Source organism: Shigella dysenteriae (genome assembly GCF_022354085.1).
In the GTDB taxonomy this organism is placed as follows: Bacteria; Pseudomonadota; Gammaproteobacteria; order Enterobacterales; family Enterobacteriaceae; genus Escherichia; species Escherichia coli.
The window spans coordinates 866,713-880,728 of the sequence record NZ_CP055055.1 but is presented as its reverse complement, the minus strand read 5'-3'; the positions used below and the strand labels follow the sequence as shown (position 1 = coordinate 880,728).

Here is a 14,016-nt window from a genome sequence, read left to right as displayed (position 1 = left end):
GATGCGGCGTGAACGCATTATTCGGCCTACGGTTCGCGTACAGATTTGTAGGCATGATAAGACGCGTCAGCGTCGCATCAGGCATCGGTACACAATTGCCGGATGCGGCGTAAACGTCTTATCCGGCCTACGCCAGACTTACTTAACCATCTCTTTTTCAATCAACTGGATCAGGATATGGATCACTTTAATGTGAATCTCCTGAATGCGGTCGGCATAACCAAAGTGCGGTACGCGAATTTCGATATCCGCCGTGCCAGCCATTTTGCCGCCGTCTTTACCGGTCAGGGTGATCACTTTCATTCCCTTCTCACGCGCCGCTGCGATCGCTTTGATCACGTTTGCAGAGTTACCGGAGGTGGAGATCCCCAGCAGTACATCGCCTTCGCGACCTACCGCTTCAACGTAACGGGAGAAAATATCATTGAAACCGAAATCGTTACCGACGCATGAAATATGACTAACGTCAGAAATAGCAATCGCCGGGTAGCCCGGACGGTTTTCACGGTAGCGACCGGTCAACTCTTCGGCAAAGTGCATGGCGTCGCAATGGGAGCCGCCGTTGCCGCAGGAAAGCACTTTGCCACCGGCTTTAAAGCTGTCTGCTAACAGGACCGCCGCGCGCTGAATGGCGTGAATATTGGCGTCATCTTTTAAAAAGTTAGCCAGCGTTTCCGCCGCTTCGTTCAGTTCGTTACGAATAAGATCCTGGTACATGAGGATATCCTTCAGCATAAATGTAATAGACAAAATGCAGTGTACCGGATACCGCCAAAAGCGAGAAGTACGGGCAGGTGCTATGACCAGGACTTTTTGACCTGAAGTGCGGATAAAAACAGCAACAATGTGAGCTTTGTTGTAATTATATTGTAAACACATTGCTAAATATTTTTACATCCACTACAACCATATCATCACAAGTGGTCAGACCTCCTACAAGTAAGGGGCTTTTCGTTATGATGATTTTGAGTATTCTCGCTACGGTTGTCCTGCTCGGCGCGTTGTTCTATCACCGCGTGAGCTTATTTATCAGCAGTCTGATTTTGCTCGCCTGGACAGCCGCCCTCGGCGTTGCTGGTCTGTGGTCGGCGTGGGTACTGGTGCCTCTGGCCATTATCCTCGTGCCATTTAACTTTGCGCCTATGCGTAAGTCGATGATTTCCGCGCCGGTATTTCGCGGTTTCCGTAAGGTGATGCCGCCGATGTCGCGCACTGAGAAAGAAGCGATTGATGCGGGCACCACCTGGTGGGAGGGCGACTTGTTCCAGGGCAAGCCGGACTGGAAAAAGCTGCATAACTATCCGCAGCCGCGCCTGACCGCTGAAGAGCAAGCGTTTCTCGACGGCCCGGTAGAAGAAGCCTGCCGGATGGCGAATGATTTCCAGATTACTCATGAGCTGGCGGATCTGCCGCCGGAGTTGTGGGCGTACCTTAAAGAGCATCGCTTCTTCGCGATGATTATCAAAAAAGAGTACGGCGGACTGGAGTTCTCAGCTTATGCCCAGTCTCGCGTGCTGCAAAAACTCTCCGGCGTGAGCGGGATCCTGGCGATTACCGTCGGCGTGCCGAACTCATTAGGCCCGGGCGAGCTGCTGCAACATTACGGCACTGACGAGCAGAAAGATCACTATCTGCCGCGTCTGGCGCGTGGTCAGGAGATCCCTTGTTTTGCGCTGACCAGCCCGGAAGCGGGTTCCGATGCGGGTGCGATCCCGGATACCGGGATTGTCTGCATGGGTGAATGGCAGGGCCAGCAGGTGCTGGGGATGCGTCTGACCTGGAACAAACGCTACATTACGCTGGCACCGATTGCGACCGTGCTTGGTCTGGCGTTTAAACTCTCCGACCCGGAAAAATTGCTGGGTGGTGCAGAAGATTTAGGTATTACCTGTGCGCTGATCCCGACCACCACGCCGGGCGTGGAAATTGGTCGTCGCCACTTCCCGCTGAACGTACCGTTCCAGAACGGACCGACGCGCGGTAAAGATGTCTTCGTACCGATCGATTACATTATCGGCGGACCAAAAATGGCCGGGCAAGGCTGGCGGATGCTAGTGGAGTGCCTCTCGGTAGGCCGCGGCATCACCCTGCCTTCCAACTCAACCGGCGGCGTGAAATCGGTAGCGCTGGCAACGGGCGCGTATGCTCACATTCGCCGTCAGTTCAAAATCTCTATCGGTAAGATGGAAGGGATTGAAGAGCCGCTGGCGCGTATTGCCGGTAATGCCTACGTGATGGATGCTGCGGCATCGCTGATTACCTACGGCATTATGCTCGGCGAAAAACCTGCCGTGCTGTCGGCTATCGTTAAGTATCACTGTACTCACCGCGGGCAGCAGTCGATTATTGATGCGATGGATATCACTGGTGGCAAAGGCATTATGCTCGGGCAAAGCAACTTCCTGGCGCGTGCTTACCAGGGCGCACCGATTGCCATCACCGTTGAAGGGGCTAACATTCTGACCCGCAGCATGATGATCTTCGGACAAGGAGCGATTCGTTGCCATCCGTACGTGCTGGAAGAGATGGAAGCAGCGAAGAACAATGACGTTAACGCGTTCGATAAACTGTTGTTCAAACATATCGGTCACGTCGGTAGCAACAAAGTTCGCAGCTTCTGGCTGGGCCTGACGCGCGGTTTAACCAGCAGCACGCCAACCGGCGATGCCACTAAACGCTACTATCAGCATCTTAACCGCCTGAGCGCCAACCTCGCCCTGCTTTCTGATGTCTCGATGGCAGTGCTGGGCGGCAGCCTGAAACGTCGTGAGCGTATCTCGGCACGTCTGGGGGATATTTTAAGCCAGCTTTACCTCGCCTCTGCCGTTCTGAAGCGTTATGACGACGAAGGCCGTAATGAAGCCGATCTGCCGCTGGTGCACTGGGGCGTACAGGATGCGCTGTATCAGGCAGAACAGGCGATGGACGACTTACTGCAAAACTTCCCGAACCGCGTGGTTGCCGGGCTGCTGAATGTGGTGATCTTCCCGACCGGACGTCATTATCTGGCACCGTCTGACAAGCTGGATCATAAAGTGGCGAAGATTTTACAAGTGCCGAACGCCACTCGTTCACGTATTGGTCGCGGTCAGTACCTGACGCCAAGCGAGCATAACCCGGTTGGTTTACTGGAAGAGGCGTTGGTGGATGTGATTGCCGCCGACCCGATTCATCAGCGGATCTGTAAAGAGCTGGGTAAAAATCTGCCATTTACCCGTCTGGATGAACTGGCGCACAACGCGCTGGCGAAGGGGCTGATTGATAAAGATGAAGCCGCTATTCTGGTGAAAGCGGAAGAAAGCCGTCTGCGCAGTATTAACGTTGATGACTTTGATCCGGAAGAACTGGCGACGAAGCCGGTAAAGTTGCCGGAGAAAGTGCGGAAAGTTGAAGCCGCGTAATTGAATAACGGAGCCGAAAGGCTCCGTTTCTTTATCCGCTAATTATTTAAAATTAAAGCCATCCGGATGGTTTTCCAGGCTGCCGGTCAACGCCGCGAACAGCACCGTTTTACCATCAATCGAAAGCGCATCGTTCACATTCAGCCAGGTGAGTTTCTCTTGCGACGTTTTCTCATCAATAGTCGAGAACAGCCCCGTCATCTGATTAGATTTCTCGGACCACATCACAGCGATACGTTGCGAGCCACAGTCATGCGGTTTGCACGCGCTCATCACCTGATACGTCTCATCTCCCAACGTTACGGTTTGTGCGGGAGTATAAGTACCGCCTTTCATCACCCATGCAGGTAGCTTATGCCCTTGCACCATCTGATTAAACGCAGCTTTGGTGGTTTCGCCCTTTGCCAGGCTGCTAATGGTTAAATCATCCTGCGCCATTGCACTGGTGGCGATGACCAGTGCGGCGACTGTCGTTATTGCCTTAAACATCATTCCTCCCGAGCTTATCCTGCCCATGTTATTAACCTCCTAAAGCCTGGCGATAACACGATAATTTGCAAATCAGATATTTCCAATATCAGCATTTGTTATCAATTTATTCTGCGCTAAGGCAACTGCCTGATAAGGTGTTAAAGTTATAAAACCCTTCGCATAAAGGAGTTGTACACCGTGCCTGGTTTGAAGATTACGCTTTTGCAGCAACCACTGGTGTGGATGGATGGTCCTGCCAACCTGCGTCATTTTGATCGTCAACTGGAAGGTATTACCGGGCGCGATGTGATCGTTCTACCGGAGATGTTTACCAGCGGCTTTGCCATGGAAGCGGCAGCTTCGTCGCTAGCACAAGATGACGTAGTGAACTGGATGACAGCTAAGGCGCAGCAGTGCAATGCGCTGATTGCAGGCAGTGTTGCATTACAAACGGAGTCTGGTTCGGTTAACCGCTTTTTGCTGGTTGAGCCGGGCGGCACGGTACATTTTTATGATAAGCGTCATCTGTTCCGCATGGCAGATGAGCATCTACATTATAAACCGGGCAATGCGCGAGTGATTGTGGAATGGCGCGGCTGGCGTATTTTGCCGCTGGTGTGCTACGACTTACGTTTTCCTGTGTGGTCGCGCAATCTCAACGATTATGACCTCGCCCTGTACGTCGCCAACTGGCCTGCTCCGCGCTCTCTGCACTGGCAGGCATTGCTGACGGCCCGCGCGATTGAGAATCAGGCGTATGTGGCGGGATGCAATCGCGTCGGCAGCGATGGCAACGGCTGCCATTATCGCGGTGACAGCCGGGTGATTAATCCGCAAGGCGAGATTATCGCTACTGCCGACGCGCATCAGGCAACGCGCATTGATGCGGAGCTGTCGATGATGGCATTGCGGGAATATAGAGAAAAGTTTCCGGCATGGCAGGATGCGGATGAGTTTAGGTTGTGGTGAGTGGGGGTTGTGTTTAGGGCCGGGGAGAGTCGGGGTAAGACTACGAAAGCCCGCTCTCCTGCGACCACTTTTATCATAGGAGTGTGGAAGCGCTTTTCCATCAATTGCGATGACGTCTTTATCATTTGATGAATGGCAATCTCGCATCCAGTTAATAAAGCATTCGTGAAATTTTGCAGGACTGATACAGGATACAACTCTGGCAATGGTATCGTGAACAGGAATACCATTTTCAAAATCACCATATTGCTTCAAAAAATCGAGATGTGTTTCCCCAAAATCCTCTATATCTTCCCAACCTTCTGCACCAGAAATAACGGCACAAATAGTCAACAGTAGAATATCCGATAATTTATGTTCCACGTTCCAGGCTTGTCTGTAATCGGGGATAACAGAAATATGTTCCATCAATTTTTTAAGTTCCATTTTGTTCTCCTTAATTATGTAAGGAGTATTTGATCCAGGGCAAGATTACGAAAGCCCGCTCCCCGCAAGGACTGACGCCAGATAGTTTCTGTCCATGGCTGCTTTTCGCATCTTACGTCTTAACCCTGCCTTGAATACCTTATCATTCGTCAAAATATTAATAGCAATGTGCCGTATCCCTGAAAATAATTCCGCTGCATTTCCTCTTCTTATTCTGCAGTCGTCTTCATTCATTACCACGTCCAGGCGCCAGTGCAGCTTATTTTCCACGTGCCAGTGATTTCGGATCGCTGTGGCGAACTTCTCTGCAGTTAAATCAGCAGAGCTGATATAATATCTGACCGTCATTTCGGGTTCTTTCTTTTGTTCTGCTATTATTGACCGAAAGGAGACTGCCATGCATAATTTTTTTAGTCCTTTCAATTCAAACGTGAAATCAATAAGTTCATCAGGGACATCGCAAACAATATGAAGACGGATTTCTTCTCTGCCGTGACTCTTTTCACTGATTGCGTAACTGTCATGCTCTGGATTATTTAATTCTTTCAGCGGAAATTTTTCCTCAAAGGCTTTATTTAGCCGCCCCTGGTTTCCTTTTACCGCGAATAAATAATCACCTCCCTGTTTTTGTATCTTCTCTGCAATATCTTTCTGGCAACCCATCGCATCAGTTGTGATGATTTTTCCTTTAATATCCAGCATGTTAAGAAGTTCTGGGATAGCTGTAATCTCATTAGATTTCTCATCCGTCCTGATCTGTCCGATGACCAGACTGTGCATTGTTGAGAACGCACTAATGACATGAATCGCTCCCCTGCGGCGACTCTTGTCATAAGAGTGCCGGAGCGTTTTTCCATCAATTGCAATGACATCTTTATCATCTGAAGAATGGCAGTCACGCATCCAGTTAATAAAGCACTCGTGAAATTTTGCAGGACTGATACAGGATACAACTCTGGCAATGGTATCGTGAACAGGAATACCATTTTCAAAATCACCATATTGCTTCAAAAAATCGAGATGTGTTTCCCCAAAATCCTCTATATCTTCCCAACCCTCTGCACCAGAAATGACGGCACAAATAGTCAACAGTAGAATATCTGACAATTTATGTTCTACTTTCCAGGCTTGTCTGTAATCGGGGATAATAGAAATATGTTCCATCAGTTTTTTAAGTTCCATTTTGTTCTCCTTATTTATGCAAGGAGTATTTGATCATATATAAGCTATGAAAAATAGTTTTAGGTAATAAGGAATATCTCAATTATTGAACATTTAGCGCGAATTATTTAGTACAAAAAGTGTACTTCTGATGACCTTTCCCTGCTCCAAAGTCTTCTAAAATCAACAACGTAGACTCTTAATTATATTTATCAACACAATAATCTATCCTATTACTATCTTGACAAGAGAGAACCGTTTTTTATTTAAATATATGATACACATCATTAAATATATAACCATACTTTTTCATAAGGCAATCTAACTTAGCTCTTAAATCACCAAAACCCATCACACCATAACATCTAATAGCCATTGCCACACGTCACCATGGATTTATTTCCACCTGCAATTACTTCGTCCTAACTTTAATTTAATCTCAAGAAGCATTAAGATCTCAATAGCGAGCTTAATACTTCTTGAATAATATCACTCCTGACCAAAATTTTTCCACACTAATGCATGAGACTTTGATTTGTCACCCAGAAATTTACTTACATCTTGCCAAAGTAAAGAATTGCTATCGGTCGCAGTGACTATTGCCTCTATAAGCCCTGTAGCTACAACTGTGGCCAATTCATCATCAAGCGAGACCATACCATCTTCGACATGTTTAAATATTTTTTCTCTTTCAATATCCCCCATTTCATAAAAATTTTTTACAATCGTTTTTCCAACCTGAGAGAACAACATAACCACCGGTGGCGTTTCTGGATGCCAGTATTCATTAGCTAATGAGACTGTCTCAGACAAAACAGTGGAAAATGATGCCATTTTTTCTATATAACTAGCAATATATTGGTTCATTACTTGCCTCCCAAAGCATTCTGTAAATCCTGAAGAACGTTTTCTGCTGCTGCTCGATCCCCTGGAGATGCTGTTGGATTCTTATCCAACCAATCCTGTAAAGCCCTTGTATAATCCTGTGCTTTCAATACATGTCCTCTACCACCAACTTTTTCACCTGTGGCCAATTCATAACGAACAGCATCTGCTGTGCTTCCACTTCCTACTTTTGCATTTGGCCGATAAAGATCGTCTATAATATTTTTCAAATTTGAATCTGTAACGTCGGGTTTTCCCATTTTCTATCGCAATTCATCTTTATACCGTTCATGCTGCATACGATCCCTTGCGCTATTCTCATCTTCTGGTCCCCATCCTCCCGGGCTTCCCGTACTGCCGCCGGCCAGGCAGTTCTTCTCTTCATCCGTCAAATCCTTCCCAACATTCGGCTGACTCCCTGACGAATTATCATTCTCATGTGGGCTATCTAAAGGACAACTACTGGTCCAGTAACACATTTCAGCCTGAGAATTTATTAACTGCCCATCGCTCAGAGCCTTCCCGGCACGCCCATCATTAGCGAGAAGGTCATATCCCATTGGCCCAGCGACCACAGCCATTGCTCCAAGAGCAGGGGCAGCAGACGCCATAGCCGCCGTGACTGCATCAAAAGTCGCCGCCCCACCCGAAAGTAACGCCCCCCCAAACTCTGTTCCTGTTACTGTTGTGGCAGAACCAAGAACCAGTGTCTCACCAGACAACCCAAGAGGATCCCCCCGCTGCACCGGGTTCAGCGGATACGCATACAGGTTCCATCCCCCCTTCAGCCCAATGGGATCCTGGGTGATATAGCGTCCCTGCAACGGATCGTAGTACCGGTTCCGGTTATAGTACAGCCCCGACTCCTCATCATACTGCTGCCCCGGCAGACGGAGTGACTGTTGAAGGTGCTGCGCACTGGTTTCGCCCAGCAGGTTTCCCCACTCGTCATACTCCCCCTGCCACGCCGTTTCCCCTTCCGGGCTGATAAGCGCCAGCGGCAGCCCACGGTGGTCACAGTGGTAAAGATGAAGTTTCCTCTCCGGGATGTATTCCGCCTCCAGTTGCGCGGCCATCTGCGCCGCCGTCAGCCCGCACTGCGCAAGCCATGCCTCACTCTCCGCACTCACCGCTCCCGCGCGCAGTTCCCGCTCCAGCCTCCCCAGCATCACCGACAGCTCCGCCGGTAGCGTCACACCCGTGTCCTCCTGCAACACCTCCGCCAGGCTCCGGTGCCGCGCCTTCGCCTGTTCGCCATTCTCTGTTTCGATTCTCAGGAGCGGCGTGAAGCTCCCCGGCTCGTATACCGTCTGGATACGCGTGGTGCCGGTCTGTATCGTCGTCAGCCTGTCACCGTCCCACCCGTACCATGTCACCTCCGGTTTACGCGACAGCGACATCCACCCCGTCAGGTCACGCTCCCGCCGCCACACCCGTTTTCCCGTCCGGCGGCCCAGCGGGTCATAGAGGTAGCGGCTCTCCACCTGCGGCTCACCGTGCTGTATCCGCGTGTAGAACACCAGACGGTGCTGGCTGTCGTAGTGGTGGGTCCGCTCGTCGTGCATCCGTATCACCCCTTCCGGGATGCGGTCCGTCTTCTCCGCCAGCCTGCCGTATTCATCGTAGCGATAGACATAGTGCGCATCTTCCGCGATGCGGTTATCCGGCCACGCCGTGAAGGTACTGTCCGGGTGCAGTTCCGGGTCCGGCAGCCGGTTTCCTGCCGGGTCCGTCGCATACGGGATATCGATATCCAGGTTCGCTGCCGTGGTGTGGACGCCCGTCAGCCTTCCCGTGTCACTGTAACGGTACTCCCGGCTCTCCTGCGGGCCGCTGATGCGGATTAGCTGTCCGTTGTCGTTCCAGTCGTAGTCACGGTCAAGCTGCGGAAGGTTCAGGTGCCTGCTCCGGAGCTGGCCGCTGGTATTCCAGGCGGTGGCAAGTTCATATGCCTCCCCGCCGAAGCTGCGGGCCGTCTCACGGTGCAGCCGGTCCCGCGTGTACTCGACCAGTGGCATTCCGCCCAGCTTCATCCCCGCAAGATAACCGCTGCCATACGTCAGCCACTCCACCGGCGGCAGACCGTCCGGCTCCTGACGGGTCGCCAGCCCCTGTTCGCTGTACGCATGCCCCGTCTCATGCTCCCACAGCATCTCCCCCGTCTCCGGGTTCTCCACCGTCTGCCGTTCACCCGTCAGGCGGCCTTTATCGTCATAGCCGTAGTGGACCGACACGCGGTGGCCTTCACTGGTATGGCTGAGGGTGGTTAACCACCCGTGCTCATCATACTGCCACTGCTCTGCCGGGTCGCCGTTCACCGTCCGGTGCGTGATGCGGTCCGACGCATCGTAGTGCCAGAGGGTGATAAGCCCCTCGTCTTCACTCTGCGTGAGTTTTCCGGTCAGGTCATAGTGGTAACGTTGCGTCCGGCCGTCAAAACCGCGCTGTTCAGTCAGCCTGTCCACCGGGTCATACCGGAACGTGGACTGGCTGCCGTTCTCGTTGGTCAGCACGGTGATGCGCCCGGCAGCGTCATACCCCATGCTGCGCGTAAGACCGCCTTCCGTCACACTCACCGGACGCCCGCGTTTATCATATTCGATGGTGCTGCGTTTACCGTCCGGTGATATCGTTGCTGTCAGGTCGCCTGCGGCGCTGTACTCATAACGGGTCTCCCGCCCCTGCGCATCCTTCTGACTGACCAGTTGCCCACGCGGGTTATAACTGCTGTAAGTGCTGATGCCTTCCTCCCGGTGAACGGCGATTTGTTGACCGTACCGGTCGTACTCATACCGCGTCGTGTACCCCGAGCAGTCCGTGAACGCCTGAATCTGACCGTACCGGTTTCGCGTTATTCTCCGCCTCACCCCGGTTCCGTCTTCCACCGCACAGGGCAGGCCACTGCGTGAAGAATCATAAAACCAGCGCGTAATGTTACCGTTGCGCGAGGTCTCTTCCGCCAGTCGGCCCTGACGGTCATATTTCCGGCTGCTGCGTAAACCATCCGGATATGTCACTGACGTCAGTTGCAACTGGTTGTTGTAACCATACCGTACCGTCCTGCCGTCCGGCAGTATCACTGAAGTCAGCTTTCCAGACGCCATATGCAGCCGGTACTCCGTCCGCCGCCCCGCCGCATCCGTCTGCGCCTTCAGCCTCCCCGCCTCATCATACTCGCTGCGGGTGATGCTCCCGTCCGCATGCCCCTTCTTCACCACCCGCTTCAGGCCGCCTTCGCCCTCCGTGTACAGCACCTCCCGCCGGTTCAGGCTGTCCGTGATGGTCACACGGTCCTGCCCGTACTCAAAGCGGTAGTCCAGCCCCTCCGGGTTGACCTGTTCTGTCACCCGACCGGTGTCATCATACCGGTAGCGGCTCTCCGGCCTCCCCGCATAATGGTGCGCCACCATCCGCCCGGCGTGCTCCGCATCATAAGTAAACCCGCGCACCTGCGTCCCGCTGCGGTCATACACCGCCCGCAGTTCTCCGCTGGCCGTGTACGTGTAGCACGCCAGCGGCGCAGTCGGCTGTTCATCCGGGTATGCCGGGTCGTGTGTCAGCCACACCGCCTCCAGCCGGATACCGTTATCGGCACCGTATTCTGTACCGGCGGGCAGCGTGTCGGGGAAAGCTGAAGAAGAGGAAACAGAACGGGGACCGGCAGGGGAAGATAAAGACGTGGCGCGCTGTTTACGGAAGGCTTCCGCCCGCTGCGCCTGTGTGGTCAGCGCCAGGTGAAAACGGCGGCCCGCGCCGTCCGTCACCCCCGTCACCGCGCCCGCCACGTCACCCTCCGCCGCCCGGTGGAAGGCCAGCGTCCGACCAAAGCCGTCCACCACGCCCGTCAGCACCCGGTATGCGGGCGGCTCCGGCGGCAGCACCTCGTCCGCCCCCGGCACCCGCTCCGGCCAGTTGAGTATCCACCACGGCCCCTGAAGGCTGTTTGTCGCCAGGTACATATGCGGACTCAGGCGAACATCTTCCGGCAGCACCTGCCAGAGCGCGCTTAGCGGCTGCGAACTGTGCTGCTCCGCCACCCCGCCCCGCGCCAGCCAGAACGACTCGCTGCGGCTGTAGCTTATCTCGCCGGGAAACAGCGGCTCAAAGTGAATGCTCCTGCCGCCGTTGTCGTTGAGTATCAGTTCCCGCTCATGAACCTGTAAGCGGATATCGAAGGGTGCTTTCCAGCCGGGACCGAACACCCCCACCGGCGCGGGCGTCCTGGTCCGGTAACTGCTGTAGGCGCGGGAAAGGATGAACGGCAGCGGGCCGGGCAGCGCAAGGTCCGTCTCGCCCGGCAGCACCTTCGCACCCAGCACCGGGTTCACCGGGTTAGCATAGGTAATCCCTCCCGGACACACCGAGCAGGCCACGCCCGTCGGCGCACCTATCAGCACCCCCGCTGAACCCTGCACAATATCCAGTCCCTTGCGGGTCATGTCACCCTGCCGCGCCGCCGGTTTTCCGCCCATGAATCAATCCCTTCTGCTTTTAATATGGTTCATCTGGTCACTGCACCAGTTCCGTTTTAATTTTTTGCACCTGACTCAAAATTGCCGCATATCCGGCATTCCGGGGGGTAAATCTTTCGGCACAGGCGCATCCGGTACAGGTTGTGTGGCACCACAGTTCCAGTTAATCACTGGCGCATCACCGTTCACATCCGACTCCCCTTCCAGATGAATGTGCGTACCATTGAGAAATATGCTTCCGTCCTTCGTCAGCACCAGCCTTGCCTTACCACAGCAGAGTTCAAGATGCTCACCGGCAGAATAAACTGCTGTTTGTCCGGTGTTTTCCTTCATCGTCTTGCCCACCGAGAAGGTGACGTTATTCCCCACATTGACGCTGTAGCCCATTCCCACCATCAGTGATTTATGCAGCCCTACCTGTGAGGACTGCAACAACGCCACCGAGGTATTCATAATGCCGCCTACCGTCGTCTGGTAAGCCACACCCACCGTCAGCGCACGAATGATCCCCACCTTTTCAACCTGGTTTGATCCCACTTTGATAATCTGGTTACTGCCTACCGTTTCCACCTGGTTGACACCAACCGTCTGTATCTGATTAACGCCAATGTTCTGGATCTGGTTATTGGTAACGGTGATCGCCTGGTTGTTACCTATTTTTTCGGCATGGTTGTTTATCACATCAGTGGTGCGGTTATTCAGCACCTCGGTGTTCATGTTCTTCTGCGCGTGGATGTAGACCTGTTCTTTCCCTGTCGCATCGTCAAACTTCAGTTCATTAAACCCGCTGCCCTTATAGGTTTTCGAACGAATGGTCATCTGCGTCTTTGTTCCCGGCAGGCTGCCGGGTGTGCGGTTTTCCTGGTGGTAGGTGCGCCCCATAATGATCGGCTGGTCCGGATCGCCGTTGAGGAAGTCCACAATCACCTCCTGACCCACGCGCGGTATCGCAAGGTTACCGAATCCGGTGCCTGCCCACGCCTGTGCCACACGGATCCAGCATGAACTGTCCTGGTTTGACGGGTTATAACGGTCCCAGTTAAATTTCACCCGCACGCGGCCATGTTCATCACAGAAGATTTCCTCGCCTGCCGGTCCCGTCACGACGGCGCTCTGCGGGCCGTCCACCAGCGGTTTCAGCAACGGCTGTGGTCGCCATGTTCTGTCTGCCGGTATTACCGCAAAATGGTTATCCAGCGTGGTGCCTGAACCCCTGCGTCCCGGTACCGCCTGCGGCTGTTCGCCGTGAAGATCACTCGCCACCACCTGCCATTCCCGGTTCAGGTTCGCCTGCGGATGCCCCGTCAGCACAATTCGCCGTCCCGGCCATATCTCCGGCGAACGGCTTGTTCCGCGCGCCACTTCTGCGTTGTTGCGCCAGCCATCCATCTGCCAGCGGGCAAAGTTCTGCCCGTGGGCACCCTTGAAACGTCCGGGGTAGTCATACACTTCATACTGTGTGCGCTGGTAATCCTGGTACTGGCCTTCCTGATCAAAACGCCCTGCCCAGCCGGGTCGTTTAAAGGTGTAGTCTTTGGTCACCACGGAAGAAGGGCGGATTTGTGCGCTGTAGCGAAACTGGCTGATGCAGAGGGTGCTCACCTCGGTACGGGTGTTCGGATTCCAGGGGATCTCAAAGGACTCCGGCAGATAACGCACGGTATCGCACAGGACCAGGCTCTGGTCGGTACTTTTTTGCGCGTGCTCCTCATAAAAGAAGATGCCTTCCTCCGCCGCCATCCGGCACAGGAAATCGTAATCAGTCTCACCGTACTGGACACAAAACTCACGGGAAGGATGTGGCTCGCTGAACAGCGGGCTCCACTCGGTCACCCCGTTTTCCTGCAATATCGTGCCGAGGATGCTTTCGATGTCCTCATTCTGGAAGATACGGAAGTTCTGGCGCAGCCCTGTGCGCCACAGCGGCGGGCATACCTTCATGCTGTACAGCTTCTGGTTTTTGTCGTTCTCCCCCAGTTCAAACCAGGTCACCACACCTTTCACCCGGCGCTGTACGTCATCGCCCTGCCATATCGTCAGGTAGGCCATTTTGTCGAGGATCTGCTGGAATTCAAGGGAGAGAAACTGCTGGCTGACCAGAGAGAGATCGAGGGAAAAAAGCGAAGAGAGTGACTGGTTCAGATGAAAGGAGACCACCGCAAAAGCATCCGGTGGCAGGCCGTCCACTTCCAGCGTGAAACGTAATCCGGTTGACATAGCAACCTCCGGGG

The 14,016-nt window shown here is 53.5% G+C and carries 9 protein-coding genes and 1 pseudogene; 2 read left to right on the top strand and 8 right to left on the bottom strand.

The annotated features are described in order from the left end of the window. Positions 1–138 precede the first annotated feature (138 nt). Positions 139–717, bottom strand: a complete 579-nt coding sequence (gene lpcA / locus HUZ68_RS04145; protein ID WP_000284050.1) for a D-sedoheptulose 7-phosphate isomerase — start codon at positions 715–717, stop codon at positions 139–141. A 239-nt stretch (positions 718–956) separates the two neighbouring features. Here lpcA and fadE point away from each other — a divergent pair, with 239 nt between their 5' ends. Then, positions 957–3,401: an acyl-CoA dehydrogenase FadE gene (gene fadE / locus HUZ68_RS04140; RefSeq protein WP_000973081.1), complete on the top strand. Its 2,445-nt coding sequence runs from the start codon at positions 957–959 to the stop codon at positions 3,399–3,401. A 42-nt stretch (positions 3,402–3,443) separates the two neighbouring features. Here the strand turns inward: fadE and ivy are convergent, their stop codons facing one another. After that, complete coding sequence (ivy, locus tag HUZ68_RS04135; RefSeq protein ID WP_001308392.1) at positions 3,444–3,890, bottom strand: Ivy family C-type lysozyme inhibitor; 447 nt, start codon at positions 3,888–3,890, stop codon at positions 3,444–3,446. Positions 3,891–4,070: 180 nt separating this feature from the next. Between ivy and yafV the strand changes: the two genes are divergently transcribed. Further along, positions 4,071–4,841, top strand: a complete 771-nt coding sequence (gene yafV, locus HUZ68_RS04130) for a 2-oxoglutaramate amidase (RefSeq protein WP_033815250.1) — start codon at positions 4,071–4,073, stop codon at positions 4,839–4,841. 51 nt (positions 4,842–4,892) lie between these two features. Here yafV and HUZ68_RS04125 read toward each other — a convergent pair. The 6 genes and pseudogenes from HUZ68_RS04125 to HUZ68_RS04100 all read right to left on the bottom strand — a co-directional run. Beyond that, positions 4,893–5,267 (bottom strand): annotated as a pseudogene (locus tag HUZ68_RS04125) (ISAs1 family transposase); the annotation flags it as partial. A 45-nt stretch (positions 5,268–5,312) separates the two neighbouring features. Continuing rightward, positions 5,313–6,449 carry an ISAs1-like element ISEc1 family transposase gene (locus HUZ68_RS04120; protein WP_129468620.1) on the bottom strand — a complete coding sequence of 379 codons (1,137 nt, stop codon included), beginning with the start codon at positions 6,447–6,449 and terminating at the stop codon, positions 5,313–5,315. Positions 6,450–6,917: 468 nt separating this feature from the next. Then, positions 6,918–7,295, bottom strand: coding sequence for a hypothetical protein (locus HUZ68_RS04115; protein WP_001077738.1), 378 nt, complete (start codon positions 7,293–7,295; stop codon positions 6,918–6,920). After that, on the bottom strand, positions 7,295–7,573 hold the full coding sequence (locus HUZ68_RS25005) for a type IV secretion protein Rhs (RefSeq protein WP_176551833.1): 279 nt from the start codon (positions 7,571–7,573) through the stop codon (positions 7,295–7,297). Before HUZ68_RS25005 ends, HUZ68_RS04115 begins: the two co-directional genes overlap by 1 nt. Before the next feature lie 3 nt (positions 7,574–7,576). Further along, positions 7,577–11,785, bottom strand: coding sequence for an RHS element core protein (locus HUZ68_RS04105; RefSeq protein WP_239594038.1), 4,209 nt, complete (start codon positions 11,783–11,785; stop codon positions 7,577–7,579). Positions 11,786–11,860: 75 nt separating this feature from the next. Further along, positions 11,861–14,002 (bottom strand): type VI secretion system Vgr family protein, encoded by a 2,142-nt coding sequence (locus HUZ68_RS04100; protein ID WP_021556443.1) that lies wholly within the window; start codon positions 14,000–14,002, stop codon positions 11,861–11,863. Between the last annotated feature and the right edge of the window lie 14 nt (positions 14,003–14,016).

Coding starts and splice junctions, on each gene's coding strand:
- HUZ68_RS04115 (WP_001077738.1), bottom strand. CDS start 7,295: ATGAACCAATATATTGCTAGTTATATAGAAAAAATGGCATCATTTTCC.
- HUZ68_RS04105 (WP_239594038.1), bottom strand. CDS start 11,785: ATGGGCGGAAAACCGGCGGCGCGGCAGGGTGACATGACCCGCAAGGGA.
- HUZ68_RS25005 (WP_176551833.1), bottom strand. CDS start 7,573: ATGGGAAAACCCGACGTTACAGATTCAAATTTGAAAAATATTATAGAC.
- HUZ68_RS04100 (WP_021556443.1), bottom strand. CDS start 14,002: ATGTCAACCGGATTACGTTTCACGCTGGAAGTGGACGGCCTGCCACCG.
- HUZ68_RS04120 (WP_129468620.1), bottom strand. CDS start 6,449: ATGGAACTTAAAAAACTGATGGAACATATTTCTATTATCCCCGATTAC.
- ivy (WP_001308392.1), bottom strand. CDS start 3,890: ATGTTTAAGGCAATAACGACAGTCGCCGCACTGGTCATCGCCACCAGT.
- lpcA (WP_000284050.1), bottom strand. CDS start 717: ATGTACCAGGATCTTATTCGTAACGAACTGAACGAAGCGGCGGAAACG.
- fadE (WP_000973081.1), top strand. CDS start 957: ATGATGATTTTGAGTATTCTCGCTACGGTTGTCCTGCTCGGCGCGTTG.